The organism is Chryseobacterium sp. Tr-659, from assembly GCF_011752975.1.
Classification (GTDB): domain Bacteria; phylum Bacteroidota; class Bacteroidia; order Flavobacteriales; family Weeksellaceae; genus Chryseobacterium.
Window position 1 is genome coordinate 173683 of record NZ_VWWP01000008.1, and the last position, 26121, is coordinate 199803.

Genomic DNA, 26121 nt, shown 5'->3' on the forward strand with positions numbered 1-26121 from the left:
AGGATGCCGTTGCAATCAGGGCTAGAAAATAAAAACCATTTATAACTTATGAAACTTATTAATACCATCGAAATAAGCCCGTTACAATACTCCAAAGAAGATTTTGAACTTCCGGAAATTTCAGATTATCCCGATCCTGATGATTGGTTTACTAAATGGGAAGAAGCGGTTTCAAAACTGAATTTCAATTTTACTACCATTGAGAAAGGTTCATGCCTTGTGGATATAGAAACCATTGATGATGATAATCTGCAAATGATTTTAGAAGTGAAGCTGGAGGATATGGATTGGAATGATCCTGAAGTAAGTGATTATGTGCTTGCATTTGACGGAGGAATTGCATTAAAAATAAATGATAAGATTCCTGTACATCCTAATTGTTGTACTGACTTGAGTGATATAGTGAACTGGCGGAATATTTTTACCAATCCATCTTCCAAATGGATGCAAATATGGATTGGACATCCCTGGGTTTATTCTAAAAGAGAAAACGGTAAAGTGAGCTTTTCAGAACATACAGAATCAGAAATTGAAGATTTTGAAAACATAAAGATTATTCTAGAGGTTGATGAAGCAGAACTCAGAACTGAGCTGGAAAAAATGATGGAGCAGCAAATTAATTTTAAAAACAGAATTACAGCAATACTGAAAAAGAAGAAGATTAAAAATGCTGAAGAAATTTCGAGCCTGCTGGCAGGAGTTTCAGGGCTTAGAATTTAAGTTCTTTTGTCTCAAAATAAAATGAATAAAATTGAAAATAAATCAAACTGCGTAAAAAGATTGCGTACATGCAATATAATTTTGCAGTGTTAATAATATCGGTGCCGTTAGAAAGGCATACTTCGATTTCAAACTGACAGAGTCTTTCGACTGATAGCCCGATAGCTATAACCAATGCCGTTAATAAGAGTTTCATCGTCAACTTTCAATTGAATATTATTTACTCTTATCACATATAGCTTGGTTTTTAATAAAAAATAACTGCGTAAAAAGAATGCGTAGTGACCATATAGATTTGCAAAAGAAAACTAATAACTATGAATAACTATAAACCTACCCTGAAAGAAGCTTTGTATTGAGGTTAATACTCAATACTTATGAAAAAAGCTAACAGGTTAAAACAAAAATTCGGATTTAATATCTATGGGTTAATTGATTTTCCGAAGAAAATTTCCGGAGTACAGATTTCCAGGATTGTATATGGAATTGAATCGGGATGTTCACGTTGTTTTCCACACGGTATAGAAGTGGTAAACGGAAAACATACAAAATTTCAAAGAAACTGGAAGAAGTACAGAAAGACCCAATGGAAAAATTAAAATCAGGTGTCGTTTTGGATTCATACTTCGATTTAAGTCTTCAGATGTAGGTTCAATTCCTGCCATTCTTGTTGTAAACAGAATGTAGTTCAAATGGTAGAGCAGAAGGAAAAGAAAAGAATCCGCCATTTTGCCCTGATATAATAAAAGAGTGCCGTAGAAAAGGCTTACTTCGGTTTAATTTGGTTCGACTCCAGAAGGTCGCGAAAGTGATCTTGTACAAGTCTTTTCGAATCTTGCCTCTTTGTATAAAAAAATAAACAAGTGCCGTAGAAACAATGTTACTTCGCTCATCACGACGGGGTCACGGGTTCGAATCCCGTCTCTTCCACAACAAAAAAACACGATTTATATAGGAAGAGTAGCTCAGTTGGTTAGAGCACGACTACATTATTCGTCCGTTGCCTTGTTTTTATAAAGTTAAAAGCTGAACGTGGGAAGCTGGAAGATCTTTGTATCATAATTTTCTATAAAGTCAGATGATTTTCAGACTTTAATCCTTCCTTCTTCCCACCTTCAGTTTTCATACTGAAAATAAAAAATGCCGGTAGATTATTAGCCGGCATCTTTCGTTGTTTCTTCAAGCTCTTCCTCAAACATCACTTTCCATTTTGAAAGCGTAGTTCGGCTTATTTTATATTTTCTGGACATATAACTTGTGGAATGCCCATGCTTCTTCTGATATTTCAGGAGTTTCAGCATGGTTTTCCTATCATAGGTCCTGAGTTTTTGATTTTCCCGGGATGATTTGAATAATTTTTCATTAAGCCTTAGCACATCCTCACTGGTATGAAGTCTTTCAAGAAGTTCCCGGATCTTAGGGTCCTGCAACTTCTCAGGATGTTCCAGCCTCAGCATATCGTGGTATATCTTTTTGTAATTGGGGCGCATCTCTGTCTCTGTTTATCCATTGGGGTTATCTGTCTTCTGAAGCCATCTGTGAAGGGTACTCTTGGGAATAGAATATTCTTTGATAACTTCACTTTGCGTCATTTCACCGGAAAGAATCCTTTTCATAATGAATTCTTTAATTTCCTGAGTGTAAATGTTTTTCCTGAAATATGGTGTTTTCTCAGATTTTTGCTGATTTTTATTGACGGCAGAAGGAGGCGCGTATAAAATTAAATGTGAACTGTAGAGCCTGAAAAAATCATATTCCAGCAATTTGCTCCACCTGAGAAGAATCTCCACGTCGATTGATTTACTGGCATACATCTTTTCAACCGATTTTTCATCGCTGCCCAAAAACTTACATATTCTCTCTATTGTTATTTCGTTTTCATCAACCCTCTCCTTAATAAACTTTCCAATATGGATTTCTTTATATAACATTTTAATGAGTATTGTTCTTTTTATTTAAACTTATGCATCAAAAAACGAAAATAGGTAATGAATATTATGCTGTGAAGAAGAATAATATTCACTTAATATTGAAATTTGTAAAAAATGAAACATAGGAATCATTGTTTTAAAAATACGTTGAGTAGGATCGTGATATTTTTAAAACAATTTATAGCCGGTAGGATATTTTAAAAAAGGATGTATCATTGTTACTTTAATGAACACTTGAATATATTCCTGATTTTCAATGGTTTTTATTCTGCTTCTTCTTTTTCAAACTTCTTTTTTGCCATTTGTGTGTAGATAATAGAACCTATTAAAAGTTTTTTGTTATTCAGCTATAAAAACCTATATCTCTATGATCCGTATGTTTTTATAGATTGAATTTATTGATTAGTACCAAATAATTTCTTATTCGTTTTCAAATTTAAACAAAAATCAGAAGCAATAGCAGTTTGAAATATAAAAAAGACTGTTTATATACTCATTCTAATTAAAATTAATATTTTATTTACACGAATATGTGAATTATTGAAATTGATTGATAGCCTATTAAAAAATGATAAAAAGAAAAATTGTATACCATCACACTAGTATATAACTTTGCAATTCAATGAAAAGTACTATCAACTTATTCGATTTTTCGAAAAAAATTAATTACAAAAATGAACTGTTGGCCGGCTTCACTGTAGCAATGACCATGATTCCCGAATCACTTTCATTTGCTATTCTTGCCGGTTTGTCTCCCCTTACGGGGCTTTATGCTGCGTTTATGATGGGATTGGTAACCGCTGTTTTAGGTGGCCGCCCGGGAATGGTTTCCGGGGGAGCAGGGGCAACCATTGTTGTATTGATTGCCCTGATACAATCTCACGGTGTGGAATATCTTTTTGCAACGGTTGCTTTGGCAGGCATTTTTCAGATGCTGGTAGGGATTTTTAAACTGGGGAAATTTGTAAGACTCATTCCGCAGCCTGTGATGTATGGCTTCCTGAACGGGTTGGCAATCATTATTTTTATGGCACAAATTGAGCAGTTCAAAATTACAGACAATAGCGGAACAATACATTGGCTTCAGGGAATGCCCTTATATATCATGGCTGGGTTAACAGCTCTTACGATAGGCATAGTCTATTTTTTTCCAAAGATCACAAAAGTAATTCCCGCTTCTTTAGTTGCAATTATCATTGTTTTTGCAATAGTACTTGGATTTAATATTCCCACAAAAACCGTTGCAGATATCGCCCATATCAGTGGAAACCTTCCCAATTTTCATATCCCCCGAATTCCTTTTACATTGGAAACATTGCAGGTCATTTTTCCATATGCCTTAATTATGGCCGGAGTAGGTTTGATTGAATCTCTCCTCACACTATCAATGGTGGATGAAATTACCAATACAAAAGGAAATGCCAATAAAGAATCTGTAGCTCAGGGATTAGCGAATATTACCAATGGATTTTTCGGTGGAATGGGTGGCTGTGCTATGGTAGCCCAAACGTTAGTGAATCTCAATGCAGGTTCCAGAGCCAGATTATCGGGAATTATAGCCTCAATAATGATTCTCATGATCATTCTGGTTGGAGCTCCCGTTATAGAAAAGATTCCCATGGCAGCTTTGGTAGGAGTAATGATGATGGTGGCTATCAGTACTTTTCAATGGGTTTCTATAAGGATTGTGAATAAAATGCCTAAATCAGATATTTTTGTAGGAGTAATGGTAGCTCTGATTACTGTGATTTTACATAATCTTGCTTTAGCTGTTCTTGTTGGGGTCATCATTTCGGCGTTGGTTTTTGCATGGGATAATGCCAAAAGGATCCGGGCGAGAAAATATACCGATGAAAACGGAGTGAAACATTATGAAATTTACGGTCCTCTTTTTTTTGGTTCTGTAACGGCTTTTACAGATAAATTTGATCCTGTGAATGATCCGGACCAGGTAGTTATAGATTTTAAAGATAGCAGGATTGTAGATATGAGTGCTATTGATGCGCTGGATAAACTCTCAAAACGATATCAACAAGAAAATAAAACATTGCATTTACGTCATCTCAGTGAAGATTGCAGAAAGATTCTTAAAAATGCAGAAGCGGTGGTAGAGATCAATATTCAGGAAGATCCTACGTACAAAGTAATGCCGGAAAGATAGTTTTTACAGTACAGAAAAATTGACAAGCGCAGCGAATTGACGATTGGCCATTCACAATAAAAACCAAATTCCCATAACCAAACAAGGACTGTAAAAAAATCTACAGTCCCTGCTTATTTAGGTGATTAATGTATTCGCTATGAAATCAGGCACTAAAGCATAGTGTGATAATTTCATGCTGATGGAAGCTCTTCCGCTTGTCAGTGTTCTTAGATCGGAAATATATCCGAATGTAGAAGCTAACGGAATCTCTGCCGTAAAAATCTTCCTTCCCGATTTTTCATCAATGGAAGTGATAATTCCTCTTCTTCGGTTGATGTCTGCAGTGATAGCACCTGTGTGTTCTTCAATGCTTTGGATCTCTACCTGCATAACAGGTTCCAGAAGTCTCGGACTACATTGACGTGCTGCCGATTTGAACCCGTCTCTTGCTGCAATTTCAAAATCCATGGCTGCAGAATCCTGAGCATGGAAAGAACCATCCAGAAGAGTAACTTTCATACTTTCCAGCGGATAGCCTTTCAAAGGTCCGCTTTCCATAGCTGCTCTGAAACCTTTTTCGACAGAAGGGATAAACTCGGTTGGGATAACACCTCCTTTAATCATATTGATAAATTCCAGTCCGTGTTCATTACTATCCCTCGGTCCAATTTCAAAACTGATATCAGCAAACTGACCGCTTCCGCCATTCTGTTTCGAAAGTTTTTCTCTATGGATCCTTGTTTCCGTTAATATTTCACGGTAAGAAACCTTTGGTTTTCCTTGATTGATTTCGATACCATGATTCAGACGGATCTTTTCTAAAGTAACCTCAAGATGTAATTCTCCAAGTCCGCTTAATAAAGTTTCTCCGGTCTGTTGGTCTCTTTCAACCACCAATGAAGGGTCTTCTTCCTGAATTTTAGCCAGAACCAGTCCAAAAGACTTCTCATCACCATTGGTTTTTGGCTCAATCGACACCCTGATAACTGGAGCGGGAATTGTGATTGCTTCCAGTAATATAGGCCTTTCTACAGAAGATAAGGAATCTCCGGTTTTGGCATCCTTTATCCCTGTTAAAGCAACAATATCACCAGCTTTTCCTTCTTCCAGAGACAACGTCTTATCAGACTGCATCTGCAGGATCCTGGAAATCCTGAAGCTTTCACCCGTTCTTACATTCTGAACCGTATCACCGGATTTTATCTTTCCGGAATAAATACGAAGCATGGCGAGTCTTCCCATATGCTTATCAATGACCACCTTGAAAACAATACCCGAAAAAGGCTTTCCTTCATTTCTTTTCCACTCAATAACTTCTTCCGTTTTAGGATCTTTCCCTTGAATATCGGCAAGCTGATCCGGAGCTGGAAGATATGTTACCACAGCATCAAGAAGTGGCTGAATCCCTTTGTTTTTGAAGGCGGAACCACAAAGAACAGGAACTGCAGCCCCTGATCGACAGACTCTTTGCACAGTTTCCATGATCATTTCAATAGTGATCTGATGTTCAGTATTCATGAAAACGTCAAAGAATGTTTCATCATATTCAGCGAGAGTTTCCAGTAATTTCATTCTGTATTCTTCAGCATTAGAAAAATAGTCGTGTGGGATTTCCTTTTCAACAATGGTTTCTCCGTTTTCATCAATCCAGTATAATGCTTTCATTCGTATAAGGTCTATCACCCCCTCGAAACTGTTTTCAGCTCCTATAGGAATTTGAAGAGCCATAGGGACAGCATTCAGCTTCATCTCAATATCTTTCAGAACTGCAAAGAAATCGGCCCCAATCCTGTCCATTTTATTAATGAAACAAATTTTGGATGTCCCGTGTTTTTCAGCCTGGAACCATACGTTTTCAGTCTGTGGCTGAACTCCCGAAGAGGCACAGAACACAGCAACAACGCTGTCCAAAACTCTTAGCGAACGTTCTACTTCTACAGCGAAATCAATGTGTCCGGGAGTATCAATAATGTTGATATTATAGATATTCCCACCCTTTTTCCATTGTGTTGAAACAGCTGCTGATGAAATGGTAATACCACGGTTTCTTTCCTGGATATCTTTATCCATAGTGGTATTTCCATCGTCTACGTTCCCGATTTTATGAATGAGCCCCGTGTAATATAAAAGTCTTTCGGATAAAGTTGTTTTTCCTGCATCTACATGTGCTATGATCCCTATATTTCGTGTGTTATATTTCATTTTGTTTGATTTAAATTGTTGAATTTTAGAGCTGTATATTGAAAGATTTCTGAAAAAAATGAACACAAAAGATACCCCGGATTGAATGAATCCGGAAAACCATTTTTTGTATTGTGCATCAAAGTGAAATTTTCAGAGGCCTTAACAAATAACAGCGGTTTTTTGAATTTTTAAGGTCTGAAATTAGGGCAGCAAAAAAGACCTGTCCGAATAGACAGGTCTTTAATATATTTTTAGTAGTAAAGATCTATGGAACTATTCAGATAAATATTTAGTGCTGCCAAAGAACACAGCTCTGACAGGGTTACTTAAAGTTATAATATGTATCATTTTTGTTGACATTGTTGATTTTTAATCGATTGCGAAATTATAATTTTTTTTTCATTATCCAATAATTTTTGAAAATATTTTTTCAAAATCAACGTAAACAAGCTTTAAACATAACAAATTTGCTTCTCTGGTCCTGGAGATAGTCATAAAAATATCTTAAAACAGAAAGTATAGCAATACATTTATCATAAAAATTTTATCTTTGGGAGGAATAGAAAATTAAACACTTGTTGATGATCAATAAATTTTAAATCTTTTTCAAGAAAGCTAAATAAAAACTTTTAACTTAAGACATATTGAAAACAGATATCGACATTCATAACCACTGTCATTTTTCCTTTGATCTGTGGCTCACCTTACTCAAATCTCATCCTGAATTTAAAACAAAAAGAGTTGAGCTGTTCTCCTCATTTTTTAATGTAGATAAACCTATAAATGAAGTTGCGAAAACCGTAAAATATTATGATGATCTTTGCAATACGATTAATGAAGTAACAGGTGGGAATATAGACACGTTTGAGATCTATCTGATGATTTTGGGAGCATTGAATGTGGATGTAAAGCTTTTAAATAAAGAAAAACTCAATGAGTTTTATGTGAAAAGTGAAGAACTGTTTCTGGAGTACAGACCGGTTGTTATTTTTGAAAATATTCATGATTTTTTTGATGATATCAAAAATCAGGGAAAGACGATCAATATCCTGAGCAATACAGGATTTATCAAAGGGAAAACTATGAGAAAGTTTCTGATTCATGAAAACCTGGATCAATACATCGATTTTCATATTTACTCCGATGAGATCAGTTATTCCAAACCGAACCCGCTTATTTTTCAGGAAGTGAAGAATAATCTCAGAGATCAGGATATGCCTTTACATCAGGTTCTGCATATAGGAGACAATCCTTTGGCAGATTATAAAGGTGCTAAAGATTTCGGTTTCAGTGCACACTTACTTAAACACTAAAAATAAACATGAATAAAAGATACAGCTTACACCACATTCATTCGGCGGATGAGTTTACTTTCTCACCGGCTGAATACAGCTATTTCAAGTATGGCGATAAGTCGTATGCTGAAAAATTTGCAAGAGAATTATTTGACGGATTTATTTCTGAAAATGCAGAACTTTTAAATACAGATAAAGAAATTGTAGTACTCCCAAGCCCTTACATGGCGATCCCTACGGCTTCTAACTTTTTATGTTTTTACTTTAAAAAGCATTTGGATTTCTACTTATTCCAACAAGGAAAAAAATCCAGTATTTTATCTAAAATAAATAGAAACCATACCTATATCACGGATTATGGGAATCTGAATTTTGAAGATCGTAAAAATCTGATTGCCAATGATACTTATTATATCGATAAAGATTTTTTAAGAGGAAAACTTTGTATTTTTATAGACGATATAAAAATTACGGGAAGCCACGAATATACGGTGAACAGAATTCTAGATGAATATAGGGTGGAGGCCGACTTCATGTTCCTCTATTATGCTGAACTGATGAATTTTGATCTTGACCCCAAGATTGAGAACTTTTTTAATTACTATGCAGTGAAAAACGTAAATCATGTTGCAGATGTGATGAATAAAGAAAGTTTTCAGTTCAATACAAGGATTGTGAAATATATTTTAGGGTTGGATTCAAGTAATTTTGATTATCTTACGTCTAAAGTAAAAAGAGAACAGATGGACCTGCTATTGGAACTGGCCATCAGTAATAATTATCATTTAATAAAAGAATACGAAAACAACATCAATACTTTAACACAAACGGAATTATATTATGGCTATTAACTTACAAAAAGGACAAAGAGAAAATATTAACGCACCTAAATTTACGGTAGGTTTAGGATGGGATATCAATAATACTTCTACAGGAACTGGATTCGATCTTGATGCATCTTTATTTTTATTGGGTGACGACAAAAAGTTGGTTTCCGATAATCACTTTATTTTTTATAATAATCTTGAATCACCAGATAAAGCAGTAATACACACAGGAGATAACCTTACAGGAGAAGGTGCGGGAGATGATGAACAAATCAAAATTGACCTTACTAAAATTGATGATGCAGTAAAAGAAATTACTGTAGTAGTAACGATCCACGAAGCAGATTCAAGAAAACAGAACTTTGGACAGGTAAGAAATTCTTTCATCAGAATTTTCAATACAGATACGAATGAAGAAATCTTAAAATATGAATTGGATGAGGATTTTTCAATCGAAACAGCAGTAGAATTCGGAAGAATCTATAACAGAAACGGAGAATGGAAATTTGAGGCTGTAGGTGCAGGACAAAGAGACGGCCTTGAGAAATTTGTATCAATTTATCAGAAGTAATCATGGACAATCAGGATAATCAGTCATTGGATCCGCTAGGATCTATTGAACCTCTTAAAACATTTGAACCTACACCAATGGTTCCACCAACACCCGCTCAGCCAGTTCAAAATGCAGCGCCGGCGGTTCTTGTGGATAGAGAAGGAAATGTAAATCTGACTCAGCTGCAGTCAGAAGAACGTCAGAAATATGAAGTTCTTGCAAACTCTATAGATGAAGCCAATCCGGGATCTATTGTTAATTTTGGAGCAGAACTTCAGAAAACATTAACCAATCAGAGTGACAGCTTCTTAGGAAACGTAAGAAGATCAAACTCAGGTGAAGTGGGCGGATTGATCAATGATCTTTTAGTAGAACTTAATTATGTAGACGTAGATGAGCTTAACGGAAACAAAGTGAAAAGCTTCCTGAGCAAATTGCCATTCATGAAGAAAGTAATGACTCAGGTGGAAAATTTATTTGCGAAATACGATAAGATCATTAATAATATCGAGCAGATTTCTTATAAAGTAAATGCGGGAATCATCACTTCTACAAAAGATAATGCAGTTCTTCAGACTATTTTTGAAAGCAATGTAAACTCCATTAAACAAATTGAAGGTCTTGTTATTGCAGGAAATATCAGAATGGAAAGAGCCGCGGGAGAGCTTGCTTTAATGGAAGCTAATCCTCAAAGCTATCAGGATTATCAAATTGCAGATAAAAGGGATTTCATTGCAAGATTAGACAGAAGAATGGCTGATCTTAAAGTGGTGCGCGTGATCATGATGCAGTCGCTTCCACAGATCAGACTGGTACAGAATAACAACGTTTCTATTGCTGAGAAGGCACAAACGATTCTTACCACTACACTTCCGGTATGGAAAAATCAGCTTTCCCTTGCTGTGGCTATGTACAGACAACAGCAGAATATTGAAATTCAGCAAAAGGTGTCTTCTACTACAGAAGAGATCCTGAGAAAAAATGCTGAACGTCTCGGACAGAATTCTGTGAATGTTGCCAGAGCAAATGAGCAGACCATTGTATCTGTGGAAACATTGAAAGAAACCACTTCAATGCTTATCAATACCTTGAATGAAGTAAAACAAATCCAGAAACAGGGAGCAGATAACAGAAGAAAACTGGATCAGGATCTTCAGACATTGGAACATGAATTAAAAGCAAATGTCAGAGGTTAATTTATAGGAAATCAAGGTGGGTGATGATGCAGCAACCATATTGTCGCAGAGTAAAAGAAGATTAACCAAGCTTAAGCTTCTTGCGAATTTTTTTGAACATATTGACATAATATCAATTTACATCAAAACTGATATTATCCACAATCTGTTCCAGGAAAATACAGCTCTGGACTACAACAAACTGGAGCTTTTCCATCTGCAGTATACCGACAGTCTTATCGAACTTCTGACTAAAATTAAAAGACAGAAAGAAAATGATATGCTGGCTGTTATTAATGAAATTGACATCAACAATAAATATATTTCAGGTTTTGAAGAAAGACAGGTAGACAGTTTTGAAACCGACAGGAAAATGTACAGCGGTGTATTTTCCCAGCACCTGAAAACTTTGTATAAAGACCTTACGGAAGATGCCTTTACTGCCAACTGGGATAATGTATTATACTTTCATAAAAAATATGCCCAGGAATTTTATCGGGCAGAAGCGGATGAAGCTCTGCTGAAATCGGGATCTTTTCCGGCCTATCAGTATAAAGATTATGCCATTGAAAGAAAATTATTAGGAAGACTAAATATACGGGGATTTAAAGTTCGTTTTGTCTGTGGTTACCTTATCGGAACGCACGATTATGAGCTTTTCAAAATCTTTCAGTCTGATGATTATTTTATTTTCAGTGTAGACGAAAAGAAATTGTATCTTTTTGACAAAGAGCTGGATAAGCTGGATATTTCTGAAAATCAGTCTAACCAGCGCTCCATTATCGATCAGCTGAGAAGTAAAAATGAGCAGCTGGAGCATAGTATGAATGAAAGGAAACGTACGTTGCCGGCAGAAGTGGAAGGAGTGTTGAAAGATTACATCAGAAACCTTGAGAATATAGATATTATGAGCAAAATATTTGACTTTGATGAAGAAACGAATATTCTGCGGGCAATGCTTAATTTGAATTTGAATAATAACTAAAACGAAATTTGGTGTAAAGAAAGCCAAGACAGCAAAGAACGATATGCATTTACCATATCAGCTTTCTTAGCATTAGCTTTTTTTGCAAAAAAAAATAAATAACAACTAAACATAAAAAGATGGCTATCAACTTACAAAAAGGTCAGAGAATCAACCTTAAAAAAGAAAACGGAGCTGAACTTTCCCAGGCTTGTGTAGGAATCAACTGGGGAGCAATTGAAAAAAAAGGATTTTTCGGAACTAAAAAAGAAGCAGTAGACTTAGACGGAAGCTGTATTTTATACGATTCAAACAAAAATGTTACGGAAGTAATCTATTTTGGGAATCTTAAATCCAGAAACGGATCTGTAAGACACAGCGGAGATGACCTTACCGGTGATGTAGACGGAGATGACGGATTGGATAATGAAGTAATTACAGTAGACTTCAGCCAGCTGGAACCCAATGTAGAACACGTAGCAATGGTTCTGAACAGTTACAGAGGCCAGGATTTCGGAACAATTCCTTTTGCTTCTATTCGTATTTATGAAGGTAGCCCTACCAACGTGAGAGAGGTTTTTGCAAAGTATGATATTGCGAATGACGCTTCTTTCAGAGGACATGTAGCTATGGTGATGGGTGTTTTCTATAAAAGAAACGGAGAATGGAAATTCAACGCAATCGGTGATCCAACGGCAGACAAAAAACTGGAGCAGACGATCCAGACTGTACAGATGAATTACTTATAATCTATTGTCAATCAGAATATCAATAAAATAGCAATATTTGTACACTGTACATCTATTGCTTTTATCATATAATAACATAACTCAAGTGGAACATCAAAGTATTTTAGATCTGCACCCTGGTTTGGTGTGGGGATTTGCGGTAACAGTGGTTATCATGCTGCTCCTTGACTTAGGAGTATTTAATAAAAAAAGTCACGAAGTATCTTCCAAAGAAGCTACCATCTGGTCTATTGTATGGATCTCGCTGTCTATGGTATTCTCAGGAGTGGTTTATTGGGTTTTTAATACCGATGGGTCGCCTGAAAGCCATGCCTTGGCAGTGGAGAAGTTTACACAGTATCAGGCTGCTTACTGGATTGAAAAGGCGCTCTCTGTGGATAACTTATTTGTGTTTATCCTTGTTTTCGGGTTCTTTAAAGTTCCGAAATACCTTCACCATAAAGTATTGTTCTGGGGGATTATCGGTGCTTTGATCTTCAGGGCAATATTCATCTTTGCAGGAGTAGGATTGATCAATCTGACGTATCTTCCTGAAATGAATATCTTCGGAGAAGCTGTAAAGATCAACGTTGTGATGACCTTATTTGGATTATTCCTTGTGTATGCGGGAATCAAATCATGGGGCGACGGTGACGATGATGATGATGAAGATTATAGCAACACAGCAGGAGCAAAACTAATTAAAAGTTTCTGGAAAGTTTCTGATAACTATGATGGAGATAAATTCTTCACCATTCAGAACGGAATTAAAATGGCAACACCGCTTTTAGTAGTGGTAGGAGTAATTGAGTTTACAGACGTTCTCTTCGCGGTAGATTCCATTCCGGCCATCTTCGCGATCTCAAATGACCCGTTTATTCTTTATACATCGAATATCTTTGCGATTCTGGGATTAAGATCATTATATTTCCTGTTGGCCAATTTTATTCACATGTTCAGCAAACTTCCTTATGGGCTGGCAATTATCCTGTCTTTCATCGGGGTTAAAATGCTTATTGCCCCTTGGATCCATATTCCATCTCCGGTTTCATTAGGAATTGTAGGAGGAGTTTTGGTAATTTCTGTTCTTTTATCCATCATCTTCCCTGAAAAAGAAGATAAGAAGGAAGAACTGGAAGAAAAATAAAAAATAATCAGAATATTATAAGAGCCCCGGAATTGAATTCCGGGGCTTTTTTATGGTCGTTCGAAAGAATGAGAACAATATAATATTACAAATCTAGGTTCCCTTTCCGTGCAGCAGCTTATTTATTTTTCTTCTGGTTTGCACGGAAACCTTATATGCTTCATCACGCAGCTTCTGTATCTTTCCTACAGGCTGAAAAAAGATCTTACTTTCAAAAGGATTGAATGAAAGAAGTTCATTGCTGCAATCACGGGAATCCAACAGAGAATCTTTATTTATTTTGACCTCACCAATCTTGATGAAAGGAGATCTTTTCCACTCTACATTCAATTTGTTGATAGGCTGGTTTTTCAGGTCATAGCACACCTGGATCATAACATCCGCTGTAAAATCATTTGTTTCGAGATAGTTTTTTAAAGAATCTTTGATCTTTTGCCTTCTTCCTGTGCTTTTATCCACAGATTTAGGGCAAAGTTTTATTTTGATGATCTGATCTCCCAGTCGGTAAGCACCTACAGAATAATAATCAAATGAGAGAATAAAATCATTTCTTTTCCCGAGAAGCTTTACCATATTACGAATCATATCGACAGTTAATAAAGAGGGAATCATTTTGAGTAGCTGAAAAAGTATCTGAAAAAAACTGCTCCATTTTTTGATGTAAAACTTATTCACAGCGGTGAATAGTTTTAAAAAAGTAGTCACAGAATTTACCGGAAATAAAGGGAAATTTACCAGAGGGTAATTGGCCAGCAATCCGCCGTTTTCATCCTTAATCTGTACCGCAAACCCATATGCAGGAATATCTTTTTTGGAATTTTTGATTTTCAATTGGGCATTGGAAAAACGTATTGTCAGATCAAATTTTTCTTTATCAAAAAAGGGCTGAAGAGATTCAGGGATATCCGGTTCAACCCAGAAAGTTCCCTTCGCTACTGCATAGGTCTTTGCGTGGGCATTTCTGGTGGCATAATTGACATCGCTGATGGAAGAGGATTGCTCAACAAAATCGGCTATCGTTTTTTTATTGATTTCCAGAAGTTTTTTTTCCTCTTCATTCAGCTCATCAAACTTCTTATTATATTTTATAGGATTTGGCATTTAGTTTTTAAATCCAATTATAACGCCAAGTTTCGGAAATTGTGTTAAGACAGTATTACAATTATTTGAATTTTGAGTAAGCTCAAAGCCGGAAGTTGAAGCATAGAAAGGTTTTCTTATTTAAGTTGTTGATTTTTAATGCTTACATTTTGCTGTGCAATTGATCTTAACCCAAACTTGGTCTCATCAGCCCTTATAATTATTAATGAATTTGCAGAAAATAGAATCTAAATTAAGGTTTCCAAAACGTCCAAACCGTTCCATTATAAACGGCAAGCTGTCTTTTTACGGTATCATAAACAAGCATCCCGGCACTTGGACTGATGATATTCAAATGAGGGCTGGCTACCTTGGGCAAAACCATAGCTCTGTTATCATCGGCAAGAACCAAAATTCCTTGGGTTGTATTAGTACCACCTGCTCCCGTACTGATGGAAATTTTTGCACCCGGCTGTTCTATTCTGTCATTAGCCTGCATATCCAGGTTGGCCGTTCCACTCGTATCCACACTTAAATCAAACCAGGTATTGGTATCTTTTAAATATTTCACTTTATGGTCTGTGGTATCAAAAATCAAGGTTCCGTTTTCTGTTATTCCGCTTTTATCTGAAACATAAGGAAGAATGATCCCCTTATTTTCTGTGTCCCCAAATTCCAGAGAAACAGATCCGTTACTTACATTATCCCGACTTATTCCGATTTGGGCGTGTATGCTTAATGCCGAAAATAATCCCATTACTATCAGTGTGTTTTTCATTTTTTTATTTTTAGTTTAATATGATTAATCCGGGCAGGTTTGGGTACTGATGCAATACCAGCCAAAAGTAACTCCCGAATCTTGTGAAGTGTACATCTTGAGGCATTTATTAGTGAGGTCATATACCAGCATTCCTTCTACGAAGTTGGCTGGAAGAATATTGGTCGGGTTTCCTGAGGAATTGAATTCCATCCGGTTAACAACAAATCCTTTGGTTCTAGCTTCAATAACCAACCAGGCTCCATTTCTGGATGCAGGCCAGTTGTCCTGAATCTGCTGACTGTTGTTTCTTAATAAAGAGCTGACTCCAACTTTACTGATTAACGCCGGATTTCCAACTGTGGCTGGCGTACCCGGTTTATAGCAAGAGCAAAGTGTTACTGTAACTGTTCTCGTTGCAGTTTGAGGGCAGCTTCCGTTATATTTATCATAAGTGTAAGTTATTGTTGTTGTTCCGGCTGAAACTCCGGTCACAACACCTGTTGTACTCACTATTGCTATTGATGTATCGGCTGAACTCCAGGTTCCTTCTGATTGAGTAGATGAAAAAGAAGAATTGCTTCCTGTACAGATATTTTGTGTGCCGGAAAGAGTACCTGCTGTAAAATTAGAACAGCAAATGACCACACCAGAATCAATGGCTGATGAATAAGTATAGCCTGCCGTATTTTTATATTCAGCAGCAAAGGTATCATTATCTTCAACTGAATCAGCAAATCCATTAGTTCCATAAGGTCCGGAAACTACGGATTCAACTACCGTTTTCGTAGATGTAACCGCTCCATTGCTTCCATTTTGTACACTCCCGGACTGCATTGCCGAGGCACCCGCATAATCTACAACACCGGCTTCAACGGCATCAGGACATCCGTCCCCATCACTGTCCAAATCAAAGTTATTAGAGATTCCATCATTATCCTGGTCACATAGTGCTCCAATTCTTCCTATATAAACTTCCGCCTTTTCATCAAGCTCGTAAGAAACCCTAATCGTTTTTACTGTAGCGGAACTGCTTCCAACCAATGCAAATGCACGATCATCATTAGTACCTACTCCTAGCAACGGAACATTATAGCTTATTACACCCGTAGTGGCATTATAGCCTCCATTATTTGTATTGTTAGGATTGGGTAAATCCAAAGTTCCTACTTTATATGCATCCAGATCTTGTGTAGTGGCTGTACCTCCGCTAACAGTAATAGTAATTGTTGGGGCTCTTCCGCTTGTTCTGTAATCTACATCCTGTAATACAATCAAAACCTCGCTTATAGGGATTGGAGTGCTGTAAGTGAACGTCACAGATCCCCGCTGATCATCAATGCCATTAGTATTCATTAGCCAAAAGGACTCTCTGGTAGCTTTTATTCTAAAATTATTGGTATAGACCGAAGGAGCACTCCCGGTTATAATTCGATTAATATTGGTGATGCCCGATTTATTTCCAGGGGTTATATTAGTGGTATTACTTCGGGTTGCAGTAATTGTTGTTGTACCATTCCAGATAGCATTTCCTGTTTCATTATATCTTTTTATTGTAGATGCAGGCTGGCATTCAATATAATCCAATATCCCGTCATTATCATCATCTATATCATCATAATTAGAAATACCATCACCATCAAAATCATCACTGGCTCCATATTGGGCGGAAAGGTCATGGAATAATAAAATCAGTAAAAAGATCAGTATTTTACTACATGGTAAAGCACCATGAAACGAATAATTCTTTTTCATCGATTTGTAAGTTTTGTTGTGTTTTTTTTTATTAATTAATTTTGATCTTACTTATATTAATCAATACCAATTAATATTGAATTTTCATCATTTGCTAATTGTCTGTATTAACCAAAAATGAGATCTTACATTTTGCTTTGGTATTTTTACCAAGCCATTACGTTTAAATAACTCTACATTTTTAGTATCGTGGCAAATTTATATAATGCACAAAAAATATAATCATTTATAATCATTAATTATTATTAATAAAATTTTGAAAATTTCAAAAAAGTATTAATTATTTTAATTTTAATATATTGATTTTCAGTGTTTTGTATTTTAAAGAATATTAAATTGTTAAAAATATATTTTCACTCTGCGCATCGTGTTTTCTCTTGAATGAAATTGATTTATCAGCTGCATTATGAACTGATAAAAGGCGTTAATTTATTGTTTAAATTGTTTTATTGTTATGTTCCGGAGCTTTTTAAAATATAGGACAGGTATTTTGCATTTCAATCTGAACTTAAGTTATTTTTCATGACCCGGCTTTGATCTTCCGACTTTAAAAAAGACTTATCTTTGTAAAAAAATATAATATGGGCGTAGCAGATATGTTATTTAAACGTAAAAAAGAACTGGCAGAAAAGAATCTGAAAGACGGTAAAGAATATATGGAAGAGTATGGTAAAAGAGAAAGTGTAGTGCAGCTGCCAAGTGGTCTGCAGTATGAAATTATCACAGAAGGAGACGGTCCGAAACCAGGTCCGAAATCTACGGTGAAATGCCACTACCATGGAACAACCATTTCCGGTAAAGTTTTCGACAGTTCTGTAAAAAGAGGAACACCTGCATCATTTCCGCTAAACAGAGTTATTGCAGGATGGACAGAAGCACTTCAGCTGATGCCTGTAGGAAGCAAATGGAGATTGATTATTCCTCCGCATTTAGCGTATGGGGATCAGGAGATCAGCAAAGAGATCGGGCCAAACAGTACCCTTGTTTTTGAAGTAGAATTATTGGATATTAAAAAATAGTCCAAACTTAAAAATAGATTAAAAATTTACCTGAACTCAGGTAAATTTTTTTATTTGTACTATATTCGTGTAGATAAATACTGAAATGATGAATGAGGAGTAAAGGATTACCTTTACAATAGATCCGGTACACACAACACAAAATATGACTGAATGAAAAAACTCTTTTACTTTTTCGCTGTTGTTGGCTTACTTGCCTCCTGTGTTTCCAAAAAGAATCAGGCCATTCAACAGAACATACTTACCCTTAAAGACAGCTATTGTAAGGCTCCTTTCCAATATAATTACAATACCAAAATTCCGTCTTACAACTCAGATTCCATTTTAGAAAGAAATAAAGAACTGAAGGGAATCTTTACCGATCAGAGTATTTTGATTTTAAATGCTTTGGGAAATCTGGATGACGTTCATAAAATTATTGAACTTAAAAAAGACTCTTCACTCACTTCACAAGTTAAAATTTTACAGCTTAAAACAAAGATTAACAGCAGAATTACCATTGCTTTAACCGAGCTGGATGCTGTAGCCGCAGAATTCGATTGTGAAGGAGAAAGGGTAGCGCAGATAGGAAATTACGTAGATAACCTAAATTCTTCCAGAAATAATAAACTGATTCTGTATTCAATTATTGCAGGTGCAGCATCCTCTATTGCCGGAGGAATTATAAAAAGCGATGGCTGGGATAACGCGATTGGCATTGGAGGAGGTATTTTAGGAGCAGGTTTCGGATTGGCAACTCTCAACCCGAAAGGAAAAAAGGTTGAGTTTATTCATCAGAGAAATCTTCTGAGAGACATCTGGAAAGAAAAACTAGAATCTCCGAATTTTCCACCTTTCATCTGGTATATGTATACGGAGAAAAAATTTTCCAATAAAGAAGAACGTTCTATTATCGGAAATATGAAAGAACGATGGCTGCATTATCAGTTTGATGATAGTAAAGAAGCAGCGGATAAATCAGTAATTTTCAGTAATGGAGGATATTACAGAGCAGATGATCTGCACAATCGTGCGGCTATGCTGAATCAGATGCAGTCGGCAACAAGAACCATCAATCAGAATATTAATTATTTACTCCTGGATCTGGATAAATTGATTCTTTAGAAAAAATAATTGTAATAATATTTGTTACAATTAAAATTTTGTTTACCTTTGCCATGTAATTACAATGAATAATACAAGATTTGCTACGGCAGTACATATAATGACCTTATTGGCTAAAAGTCCTCAGGAGTGGCTTACTTCTGAATGGATAGCAGGTAGCATCAACGTAAATCCGGTGATCGTCCGAAAAGAGATCAGCGTGTTGAGAGAAGCAGATATGATCATCAGCAGACAAGGGAAAGAAGGAGGAAGCCAGCTAGCCAAAGATGCCGGTAAAATTACGATTTCTGAAATCTATAGAGCTGTAAAAAACACAGATGTATTGGGAAAGAAAAATCAGAATCCTAATCCGGCTTGTAGTGTTGGAAAAGAAATCAATGTTCATTTAAATACATTATTTGAAGAAACAGATCAGTTGGTTATTAAATTTTTAGGAGACAAGTCTTTGCAGGAATTCGCAGATCAATTCGAGTAAAAAATTTTTTTAACCATAAATGTAACAAAAATTATTACAATTTAATTTTAAAATATACCATTATGAAAAAAGTAGCAGTAATTGGTGCAACCGGATTTGTAGGAGCACACGTAGTAACAGAATTAGCAGACAGAGGATATGCGGTAGAAGCTTTAGTGAGAGATGCATCGAAGGTAAAAACACAGGAAAATGTAACTGCAAAAAGTGTTGATGTAAACAATGTAGAAGAGCTTGCAGAAGCATTAAAAGGAAGCGATGCGGTTATCAGTGCATTCAATGCAGGATGGACGAATCCTAATCTTTACAACGATTTCCTGAACGGTTCAGAAAACATTCAAAAAGCAGTAGAACAATCAGGAGTGAAAAGACTGATCGTGGTAGGTGGTGCAGGAAGCCTTTACACACCGGATCATGTACAGATCGTAGATACTCCCGATTTTCCGGATGCTTATAAACCTGGTGCAACAGCAGCAAGAGACTATCTGAACAAAATCAAAGAAAACAAGTCTTTAGATTGGACGTTTTTCAGCCCTGCTGTGGAAATGAACCCAGCCAACGTAGGAGAAAGAACGGGAAAATACAGAACCTCATTGGAAACTCCTGTATTCGACGAAAACGGAAGAAGCCGTCTTTCTGTAGAAGATGTTGCCGTGGTTCTGGTAGACGAACTGGAAAATAATAATCACATCCGTGAACGTTTTACAGCAGCTTACTAATTGAAAAGAGCAACAATGATTAAAAAGAAATTATTATCATTACTTACATTAATGGGGTTTATCAGCATATTCGCCGGAAATCTGAAAGTAAAAGTTTATAATCCGGGAAGTAAAGCAATATTTCCTATTACTTCCACCATCATTTATGGGGATAAAGATGCCATACTTATTGATGCCCAGTTTCAGAAGCAGTATGCAGAGCAGCTGGTTAAAGAAATAAAAGCTACAGGAAAGAATCTGAAAACCGTTTTCATTTCTCACAGTGATCCGGATTTTTATTTCGGACTGGATGTGATCAAGAAAGCTTTCCCTAATGCAAAGATTATTTCAACAGCCCAAACTGCTTACCTGATTTCCGCTTCAAAAGACGATAAGCTCTCAGTATGGAAACCACAGTTAAAAGCAGATGCTCCATCAGAAATAATAGTTCCTGAAGCAGCTGTTTCAATTCCTGATCTTGAAGGAAACAAGATTGAGATCAGGCAAAATATGGAAGATCCGGCACATAGTTTTCTTTGGATTCCTTCCATTAAAACCATAGCTGGTGGTATTTCTGTTTCTGTAGGTTCGCATCTGTGGATGGCAGACACTCAGAATATAAAAGCAATTGATCAGTGGATCGGACAGATTGATGCCATGAAAGCATTAAGCCCGAAGCAGGTAATTCCTTCTCATTTTGGAAAAGAAATGATCTCTCCTCAGTCTCTTGATTTCGTTAAAAACTATCTTGAAAACTATAAAAAAGCAGTAACGGAGAATAAGATACCTTCAGCGGTTGTAGATTTTATGGTTAAAAAATATCCTGATCTTCCTGGAAAAGAAGAGCTGGAAATGGGAGCAAAAGTATTTTTTAAAGAAATGGACTGGGATCTGAAGTCTCCATATCCTGCAATCGGGCATCAAATTGAAGTGGATTTTGGAGCAGTAAAATTCCTCCTGGATTTTAAAGATAATAGAACTATGACATTTACGGGAACGGCCGGAAGCTCAAAAAATAGTACAGATACAGTGGAATATACAGCTGTAGAAGTTGCAAAGAATGTTTTTATGGTCTACTGGCATGAACCTCATCTGGATTTCAATGTAACCCATATTCAGGATTACAATAAAAATATTGTGTATTCAAATATTGCGGGCCCCGACGGTACTTTTACCCATCCGAAAGGAAGTCTTAAGGTTTTAAAATAATACCAAAAAATCAAAAAGTACATGTATAATTCACATGTACTTTTTCTTATATTTTGTTATACATTTGCGGGAATAGACTTTTCTTTAAGAGTATATACTTTGTGAACCTCCGAATTCCCGGATAAAATTTTTAAAATCAATTAATAACCCAATGAAATCAATTCAATTTTTACCTTTTATGCTGTTGCTATTTTTGTTCAGCTGTGGAAAACTGGCAACTACGCCCGAGGACAAGAAATCTGTCGATGAAGTTCAGAAGTTTTATGGCGGCTTTGTCCAAACCATGAAGGGTGTACAAAATCTAAACGGAAAATCCAGTAATTTTTTTGAGGTGGAGATTAAAGATAGTAAACTGATCAATAAGCAACCTCAAAGAGCGGCATCTAACGCTGCCAATATTGCGTTTATGATTTTTCAGAATCAAAAACCGGAAAGCTCCTATGATATCATTAAAACAAAATTACTTTTCCCGGATGGAGCCAGCTTTTCGAAATCTTTTACAAAAGAGGAATTACAGGAAGTGAAAAATATATTTCCTGAAATTGATAAAATTAATTCACATCTGATCAATAAAGATTATGATGGAATTCTTGAAATGTTTGATGACAGGTTCAGACCTGCAGATAAGTCTGTAAAAGAGGGACTTTCCCGGATGGATTCAGAAATGGGAGTTATTAAAAAAATACAGTTTCAAGGATTTGAATTTATTGATGATTCAAATTTAGGCAATACCGTTTTAATCAGAGAAGTAAGTGAAAGAGATCAACTTTTCCCCTTTATCAATGTGGCATTTGACAGGAAGACAAAAAAGGTTCTGAATATTGAATTCCCATAAAATACGAACGATAGAAATGATAAATCTGTTTATACTTTTTTACTAAGCCACAAAAGCATTTTATAAACACTTAAGCTATCTTTCTAAAGTGGCTAACGTGTTTGAAAAATAAAAAACTTTTGTGACTTTGTGGTTAAGCTTAAACAGCTTTGATATAAAAAACAGACGTAAAATTAATACTTTACGTCTGTTTTCTTTTATAATAAATGTATCATGCTTTTAACTTTCTGCTTCTTCCCCAAATAACAAAAGCGGCCAGAATCATTATAAAAATATTAAATCCGATATCTTTACCTTCATTTCTTAGAATATGAAAGGTGATAGCTGCCAGCATCAGAAATATTATTCCAATTGATGTATACAATGTCAGATTAGGTTTTAATTGAAGCAGAGCAGGAAATACAATCCCGATTCCGGCCATCAGATCGATAAACCCTGTAAAAAGAACAAGATTGGGGTTTTCCTTTACCCAGGGAAAAGGCAATTGGTCAGGTGTGAATATTTTCATAAACCCTGTCCAGACAAATAGAACTGCTAACAATCCCTGAGCTGTCCAAAGGAAAATATTAAGCGTTTTTGATTTTTTTTGCATTTCGTTTAATCTTAGAATAATTTTCGTAACAAAATTAATTAGATTTGCTATCGAAAATATATTACTATCCTTTTGGAAAGCACTATCCGATAGGAAAGTAACGTCAAAATATATTAAGATATGATATCAAAAGGCGGCTGTCCTAAGACAATGCTTTCAATAAAGGATGCATTAGAAGCGGTAGAAGGAAGATGGAAACTTCTTATTCTGTTTTCATTATCAGAATGTCCTAAAAGATTTGGAGAAATTTCAAAAAATGTGAATGGAATCACAGATAAAACTTTATCCAAAGAATTAAAGCTTTTAGAATCTAATAAATTGATAAAGAGAGAAGTCTTTGATTCTTTTCCACCAAAAGTTATGTATTCCATCACCGAACACGGAAAATCTCTGGAAAGAGTTCTGGATGAGCTGCATTTTTGGGGGCTGCTCCACCGAAAAGAGGTCCTGTCAGATAACTAATATGCAGATGAACCGTAGAAAATAACATTACCGATTAAGGAAAATTCAATATAACTTGAAGAAATTTCTAATATTTGAAGCAGTATATAGGTAATTGTTTTTTTACAAATATAGAATGAATTTTTACAATCAATGCTCCTGGTTGTTACTATATTTTTGTCAGTATAATTTACAGACAAATAATTAAAAAATATAGTATGAAAAAAATATTTCAATCCTATCATTTAAATGATATCCTCTTAAATAACCGTTTTGTAATGGCTCCTATGACCCGCAGCCGTTCTTCTGAACCAGGTTGTATTCCTAATGATCTGATGGCTGAATATTATGGGCAGCGCGCTTCAGCAGGTCTTATAATTTCTGAAGCTACTCAGATTTCTCTCCAGGGAATGGGATATGCCAGAACCCCTGGGATCTATACTAAAGAACAAATTGAAGGCTGGAAAAAAGTGACTCAGGCCGTACATGAAAAAGGAGGACATATATTTTTGCAGCTCTGGCATGTAGGAAGAGTGTCTTCTTCCTGGGTTAACGGGCTGCAGCCTTTAGCACCTTCGGCACTTAAGGCCACAAATACAAACGTATATCTTTTTGATGGTGCTCCAAATGGTGACGCAGCTTTTATAGAAGTGGAAGAACCGAAAGCAATGACAAAAGATGAAATCCATCAAACCATTCAAGACTTTGCAGAAGGGGCAAAAAATGCTATAGATGCAGGTTTTGACGGTGTGGAAATTCATGGGGCAAACGGCTATCTTATTGACCAGTTTCTGAGAAGCAATTCCAATATCAGAACAGATGAATATGGTGGAAATACAGAAAACAGAATCCGCTTTCTGATAGAAGTAACCGAAGCTGTAATTAATGCTGTAGGAAAAGAAAGAACTGGTGTGAGACTTTCACCGTTCATTAAGTTTAAAGATATGGATGATCCAAAAATTCTGGACACCATTATGCAGGCAGTAGAAAAACTCAATGAACTTGGGATCGCCTATATTCATTTATGTGAAGCTGACTGGGATGATGCTCCCCGGATTCCGTATCTGTTTAGAAAAGAACTTAGATACAAGTTTAGCAATACAATTATTGCCACGGGAAATAAAACCCCGTCTGAAGGAGAAGAACTATTGGAAAAAGATCTGGTAGATATGATCGGGTTCGGAAGAAAATTTCTAACCAATCCCGATTATCCTGAAAGAGTCAGACAAAATGCTGCTTTGAATGAAATCAGTGATCCGCATACCTTATTTGGCGGAGGAGATAGCAGGGGATATACGGATTATCCGTTTTTGACCTGATTATATTTAATTTAAAGTTTTGTAAAGAAATGGCTGCCAATAACTGGCAGCCATTTTTTATAGATTCATAAACAGTTTCGGATTGACCGGAGTATTGTTTTTGTGTACTTCATAATGAAGATGAGGCCCTGTGGAGCGTCCGGAATTTCCGGATTTTGCAATAACCTGGCCTACTTTTACCTTGTCATTTACTTTTGAGACAAGTTGCGATAAATGTCCATACAGAGTAGCCAGCCCATTTCCATGAGAAACGATTACACAGTTTCCATATCCCCCTTTCTGGCCGGAGAAAATAACTGTTCCTGCAGCTGCAGCTCTTACATCAGAACCGAATGCTACTGCAATATCCAACCCTTTATGGAACTGCATCTGATCTGCTTCAGCCGGTGGATTATTCTTTTCAACAGGAGCAGATTTTGCAGCTGTATTGGTGGCTGTTTTTGGGGCTGTCACTGTTGGAGCCGAAGCAACAGGAGCCGCTTTCGGAGTTACCATTACTTTTACTTCTCTTTTATTTCCATAGCTGTCGGTAAGCTCAATGATCTTTTCCACAGGTTCAGCCTTTACTTCAGGCTTGGGAACTGCCGCAGCTACAGATTTTGTTTCCGGGGCAGCACTGGTTTTTACGGAAGCGAAAACGGTTTTAAATGGAATAGGGTTTTTTCTTACACCAAAGTTGGATGAAATATACCCGTCTGTAGGCATTCCCAAAGGAACCTGCATCAGTTTTTTCTGAAGGTCCATCAAATATTGGCTGTATCGGTTAGCTTGTTTGGAAAGATAAATAGAATTTGAGATACTATCCTGGTTGAGCATCATCAGCTTTTCATTGGAAATATCCTTAGATTTAAGGAAAGAATTAAGCTGGGCAACGGTTTGATCTACAAGTGTAAGATCAGTTTTCATTTTTAAATAATCTACACTGTCTTTTTCAGTGTTTATTTTTACAAGGTTCACTTCGTAGGTCTTATCATCTCTTTCGGAAAAGAGCTTAGCAATGAAGACACCCTGTGCAAAAACTACTAGCAAAAGTCCCCCAAGGAGAATATTTACGTTCTTCTTGCTCTTTAGAAATTTTTTCATATTTCTTCTCTTAGAATGTTAAAACGGTTTTGAGGCTGTAAAATTAATTAAAAATAAACATTATGGGTTATTATTAATTAAAATTCAGTT

26 protein-coding genes are annotated in these 26121 nt (G+C 36.1%); 18 read left to right on the forward strand and 8 right to left on the reverse strand.

The window, feature by feature from the left end; all coding sequences use genetic code 11:
- Positions 1-48 precede the first annotated feature (48 nt).
- Together F3J23_RS17295 and F3J23_RS17300 are read left to right on the forward strand one after the other, a co-directional pair.
- Complete coding sequence (locus tag F3J23_RS17295) at positions 49-720, forward strand: hypothetical protein (protein WP_167031833.1); 672 nt, start codon at positions 49-51, stop codon at positions 718-720.
- Between the two features lie 377 nt (positions 721-1097).
- Positions 1098-1319: a phosphate ABC transporter substrate-binding protein gene (locus F3J23_RS17300; protein WP_167031836.1), complete on the forward strand. Its 222-nt coding sequence runs from the start codon at positions 1098-1100 to the stop codon at positions 1317-1319.
- 555 nt (positions 1320-1874) lie between these two features.
- On the opposite strand, the gene F3J23_RS17305 is transcribed toward F3J23_RS17300, so the two are convergent.
- A complete protein-coding gene (locus F3J23_RS17305; protein ID WP_167031839.1) occupies positions 1875-2210 on the reverse strand; it encodes a helix-turn-helix domain-containing protein in 336 nt (111 codons plus the stop codon).
- A 12-nt stretch (positions 2211-2222) separates the two neighbouring features.
- Positions 2223-2651: a transposase gene (locus F3J23_RS17310; RefSeq protein ID WP_167031842.1), complete on the reverse strand. Its 429-nt coding sequence runs from the start codon at positions 2649-2651 to the stop codon at positions 2223-2225.
- 622 nt (positions 2652-3273) lie between these two features.
- Here F3J23_RS17310 and F3J23_RS17315 point away from each other — a divergent pair.
- The gene (locus tag F3J23_RS17315; RefSeq protein WP_167031845.1) at positions 3274-4812 is read left to right on the forward strand and encodes a SulP family inorganic anion transporter; all 1539 of its coding nucleotides are present in this window, start codon (positions 3274-3276) and stop codon (positions 4810-4812) included.
- A gap of 117 nt (positions 4813-4929) precedes the next feature.
- Here F3J23_RS17315 and fusA read toward each other — a convergent pair whose 3' ends face one another.
- A complete protein-coding gene (gene fusA / locus F3J23_RS17320; protein ID WP_167031848.1) occupies positions 4930-6996 on the reverse strand; it encodes an elongation factor G in 2067 nt (688 codons plus the stop codon).
- Positions 6997-7622: 626 nt separating this feature from the next.
- Between fusA and F3J23_RS17325 the strand changes: the two genes are divergently transcribed.
- The 7 genes from F3J23_RS17325 (at position 7623) to F3J23_RS17355 (ending at position 13667) form a co-directional block, all read left to right on the forward strand.
- Positions 7623-8291 (forward strand): HAD family hydrolase, encoded by a 669-nt coding sequence (locus F3J23_RS17325; RefSeq protein ID WP_167031851.1) that lies wholly within the window; start codon positions 7623-7625, stop codon positions 8289-8291.
- An 8-nt stretch (positions 8292-8299) separates the two neighbouring features.
- Positions 8300-9124 (forward strand): phosphoribosyltransferase family protein, encoded by an 825-nt coding sequence (locus F3J23_RS17330; protein WP_167031854.1) that lies wholly within the window; start codon positions 8300-8302, stop codon positions 9122-9124.
- The gene (locus F3J23_RS17335) at positions 9114-9671 is read left to right on the forward strand and encodes a TerD family protein (protein ID WP_167031857.1); all 558 of its coding nucleotides are present in this window, start codon (positions 9114-9116) and stop codon (positions 9669-9671) included. The genes F3J23_RS17330 and F3J23_RS17335 overlap by 11 nt, the downstream gene beginning before the upstream one ends.
- A 2-nt stretch (positions 9672-9673) precedes the next feature.
- Positions 9674-10849: a toxic anion resistance protein gene (locus tag F3J23_RS17340; protein WP_185156474.1), complete on the forward strand. Its 1176-nt coding sequence runs from the start codon at positions 9674-9676 to the stop codon at positions 10847-10849.
- Between the two features lie 16 nt (positions 10850-10865).
- Entirely contained in the window at positions 10866-11813 is a 948-nt protein-coding gene (locus F3J23_RS17345; protein WP_167031859.1) for a hypothetical protein, read from the forward strand.
- 119 nt (positions 11814-11932) lie between these two features.
- Positions 11933-12541 (forward strand): TerD family protein, encoded by a 609-nt coding sequence (locus tag F3J23_RS17350; protein WP_089694597.1) that lies wholly within the window; start codon positions 11933-11935, stop codon positions 12539-12541.
- 85 nt (positions 12542-12626) lie between these two features.
- Positions 12627-13667, forward strand: a complete 1041-nt coding sequence (locus F3J23_RS17355) for a TerC/Alx family metal homeostasis membrane protein (protein WP_167031877.1) — start codon at positions 12627-12629, stop codon at positions 13665-13667.
- Between the two features lie 93 nt (positions 13668-13760).
- Here the strand turns inward: F3J23_RS17355 and F3J23_RS17360 are convergent, their stop codons facing one another.
- The 3 genes from F3J23_RS17360 to F3J23_RS17370 all read right to left on the reverse strand — a co-directional run bounded on the left by F3J23_RS17360 (position 13761) and on the right by F3J23_RS17370 (position 17259).
- Positions 13761-14768, reverse strand: a complete 1008-nt coding sequence (locus F3J23_RS17360) for a catalase (protein WP_167031880.1) — start codon at positions 14766-14768, stop codon at positions 13761-13763.
- Between the two features lie 232 nt (positions 14769-15000).
- Positions 15001-15525 carry a hypothetical protein gene (locus F3J23_RS17365; protein WP_167031883.1) on the reverse strand — a complete coding sequence of 175 codons (525 nt, stop codon included), beginning with the start codon at positions 15523-15525 and terminating at the stop codon, positions 15001-15003.
- Between the two features lie 24 nt (positions 15526-15549).
- Positions 15550-17259, reverse strand: a complete 1710-nt coding sequence (locus F3J23_RS17370; protein ID WP_167031886.1) for an Ig-like domain-containing protein — start codon at positions 17257-17259, stop codon at positions 15550-15552.
- 581 nt (positions 17260-17840) lie between these two features.
- On the opposite strand from F3J23_RS17370, the gene F3J23_RS17375 reads away from it, so the two are divergent.
- From F3J23_RS17375 to F3J23_RS17400, 6 genes are all read left to right on the forward strand, one after another.
- The gene (locus F3J23_RS17375; RefSeq protein ID WP_167031889.1) at positions 17841-18278 is read left to right on the forward strand and encodes an FKBP-type peptidyl-prolyl cis-trans isomerase; all 438 of its coding nucleotides are present in this window, start codon (positions 17841-17843) and stop codon (positions 18276-18278) included.
- A 153-nt stretch (positions 18279-18431) separates the two neighbouring features.
- Positions 18432-19382 carry a hypothetical protein gene (locus F3J23_RS17380; protein ID WP_167031892.1) on the forward strand — a complete coding sequence of 317 codons (951 nt, stop codon included), beginning with the start codon at positions 18432-18434 and terminating at the stop codon, positions 19380-19382.
- Positions 19383-19446: 64 nt separating this feature from the next.
- The gene (locus F3J23_RS17385) at positions 19447-19857 is read left to right on the forward strand and encodes an Rrf2 family transcriptional regulator (protein WP_167031895.1); all 411 of its coding nucleotides are present in this window, start codon (positions 19447-19449) and stop codon (positions 19855-19857) included.
- A 62-nt stretch (positions 19858-19919) separates the two neighbouring features.
- Positions 19920-20573 carry an NAD(P)-dependent oxidoreductase gene (locus tag F3J23_RS17390; protein ID WP_167031898.1) on the forward strand — a complete coding sequence of 218 codons (654 nt, stop codon included), beginning with the start codon at positions 19920-19922 and terminating at the stop codon, positions 20571-20573.
- Positions 20574-20588: 15 nt separating this feature from the next.
- A complete protein-coding gene (locus tag F3J23_RS17395; protein ID WP_167031901.1) occupies positions 20589-21761 on the forward strand; it encodes an MBL fold metallo-hydrolase in 1173 nt (390 codons plus the stop codon).
- Positions 21762-21912: 151 nt separating this feature from the next.
- Positions 21913-22596 carry a hypothetical protein gene (locus F3J23_RS17400; RefSeq protein ID WP_167031904.1) on the forward strand — a complete coding sequence of 228 codons (684 nt, stop codon included), beginning with the start codon at positions 21913-21915 and terminating at the stop codon, positions 22594-22596.
- Positions 22597-22807: 211 nt separating this feature from the next.
- Here the strand turns inward: F3J23_RS17400 and F3J23_RS17405 are convergent, their stop codons facing one another.
- The gene (locus F3J23_RS17405) at positions 22808-23188 is read right to left on the reverse strand and encodes a DoxX family protein (protein ID WP_167031907.1); all 381 of its coding nucleotides are present in this window, start codon (positions 23186-23188) and stop codon (positions 22808-22810) included.
- A 120-nt stretch (positions 23189-23308) separates the two neighbouring features.
- Here F3J23_RS17405 and F3J23_RS17410 point away from each other — a divergent pair, with 120 nt between their 5' ends.
- Together F3J23_RS17410 and F3J23_RS17415 are read left to right on the forward strand one after the other, a co-directional pair.
- Positions 23309-23650: a winged helix-turn-helix transcriptional regulator gene (locus tag F3J23_RS17410; protein WP_167031910.1), complete on the forward strand. Its 342-nt coding sequence runs from the start codon at positions 23309-23311 to the stop codon at positions 23648-23650.
- Positions 23651-23847: 197 nt separating this feature from the next.
- Entirely contained in the window at positions 23848-24948 is a 1101-nt protein-coding gene (locus F3J23_RS17415) for an alkene reductase (protein WP_167031913.1), read from the forward strand.
- A 57-nt stretch (positions 24949-25005) separates the two neighbouring features.
- Here F3J23_RS17415 and F3J23_RS17420 read toward each other — a convergent pair whose 3' ends face one another.
- Positions 25006-26031 (reverse strand): M23 family metallopeptidase, encoded by a 1026-nt coding sequence (locus F3J23_RS17420; protein WP_185156475.1) that lies wholly within the window; start codon positions 26029-26031, stop codon positions 25006-25008.
- Positions 26032-26121 lie beyond the last annotated feature (90 nt).

Bases quoted from the DNA above. Each gene is read 5' to 3' on its own strand.
- F3J23_RS17295 (WP_167031833.1), top strand. From the start codon at position 49: ATGAAACTTATTAATACCATCGAAATAAGCCCGTTACAATACTCCAAA.
- F3J23_RS17300 (WP_167031836.1), top strand. From the start codon at position 1,098: ATGAAAAAAGCTAACAGGTTAAAACAAAAATTCGGATTTAATATCTAT.
- F3J23_RS17305 (WP_167031839.1), bottom strand. From the start codon at position 2,210: ATGCGCCCCAATTACAAAAAGATATACCACGATATGCTGAGGCTGGAA.
- F3J23_RS17310 (WP_167031842.1), bottom strand. From the start codon at position 2,651: ATGTTATATAAAGAAATCCATATTGGAAAGTTTATTAAGGAGAGGGTT.
- F3J23_RS17315 (WP_167031845.1), top strand. From the start codon at position 3,274: ATGAAAAGTACTATCAACTTATTCGATTTTTCGAAAAAAATTAATTAC.
- fusA (WP_167031848.1), bottom strand. From the start codon at position 6,996: ATGAAATATAACACACGAAATATAGGGATCATAGCACATGTAGATGCA.
- F3J23_RS17330 (WP_167031854.1), top strand. From the start codon at position 8,300: ATGAATAAAAGATACAGCTTACACCACATTCATTCGGCGGATGAGTTT.
- F3J23_RS17335 (WP_167031857.1), top strand. From the start codon at position 9,114: ATGGCTATTAACTTACAAAAAGGACAAAGAGAAAATATTAACGCACCT.
- F3J23_RS17340 (WP_185156474.1), top strand. From the start codon at position 9,674: ATGGACAATCAGGATAATCAGTCATTGGATCCGCTAGGATCTATTGAA.
- F3J23_RS17350 (WP_089694597.1), top strand. From the start codon at position 11,933: ATGGCTATCAACTTACAAAAAGGTCAGAGAATCAACCTTAAAAAAGAA.
- F3J23_RS17360 (WP_167031880.1), bottom strand. From the start codon at position 14,768: ATGCCAAATCCTATAAAATATAATAAGAAGTTTGATGAGCTGAATGAA.
- F3J23_RS17365 (WP_167031883.1), bottom strand. From the start codon at position 15,525: ATGAAAAACACACTGATAGTAATGGGATTATTTTCGGCATTAAGCATA.
- F3J23_RS17370 (WP_167031886.1), bottom strand. From the start codon at position 17,259: ATGAAAAAGAATTATTCGTTTCATGGTGCTTTACCATGTAGTAAAATA.
- F3J23_RS17375 (WP_167031889.1), top strand. From the start codon at position 17,841: ATGGGCGTAGCAGATATGTTATTTAAACGTAAAAAAGAACTGGCAGAA.
- F3J23_RS17380 (WP_167031892.1), top strand. From the start codon at position 18,432: ATGAAAAAACTCTTTTACTTTTTCGCTGTTGTTGGCTTACTTGCCTCC.
- F3J23_RS17385 (WP_167031895.1), top strand. From the start codon at position 19,447: ATGAATAATACAAGATTTGCTACGGCAGTACATATAATGACCTTATTG.
- F3J23_RS17390 (WP_167031898.1), top strand. From the start codon at position 19,920: ATGAAAAAAGTAGCAGTAATTGGTGCAACCGGATTTGTAGGAGCACAC.
- F3J23_RS17395 (WP_167031901.1), top strand. From the start codon at position 20,589: ATGATTAAAAAGAAATTATTATCATTACTTACATTAATGGGGTTTATC.
- F3J23_RS17400 (WP_167031904.1), top strand. From the start codon at position 21,913: ATGAAATCAATTCAATTTTTACCTTTTATGCTGTTGCTATTTTTGTTC.
- F3J23_RS17405 (WP_167031907.1), bottom strand. From the start codon at position 23,188: ATGCAAAAAAAATCAAAAACGCTTAATATTTTCCTTTGGACAGCTCAG.
- F3J23_RS17410 (WP_167031910.1), top strand. From the start codon at position 23,309: ATGATATCAAAAGGCGGCTGTCCTAAGACAATGCTTTCAATAAAGGAT.
- F3J23_RS17415 (WP_167031913.1), top strand. From the start codon at position 23,848: ATGAAAAAAATATTTCAATCCTATCATTTAAATGATATCCTCTTAAAT.
- F3J23_RS17420 (WP_185156475.1), bottom strand. From the start codon at position 26,031: ATGAAAAAATTTCTAAAGAGCAAGAAGAACGTAAATATTCTCCTTGGG.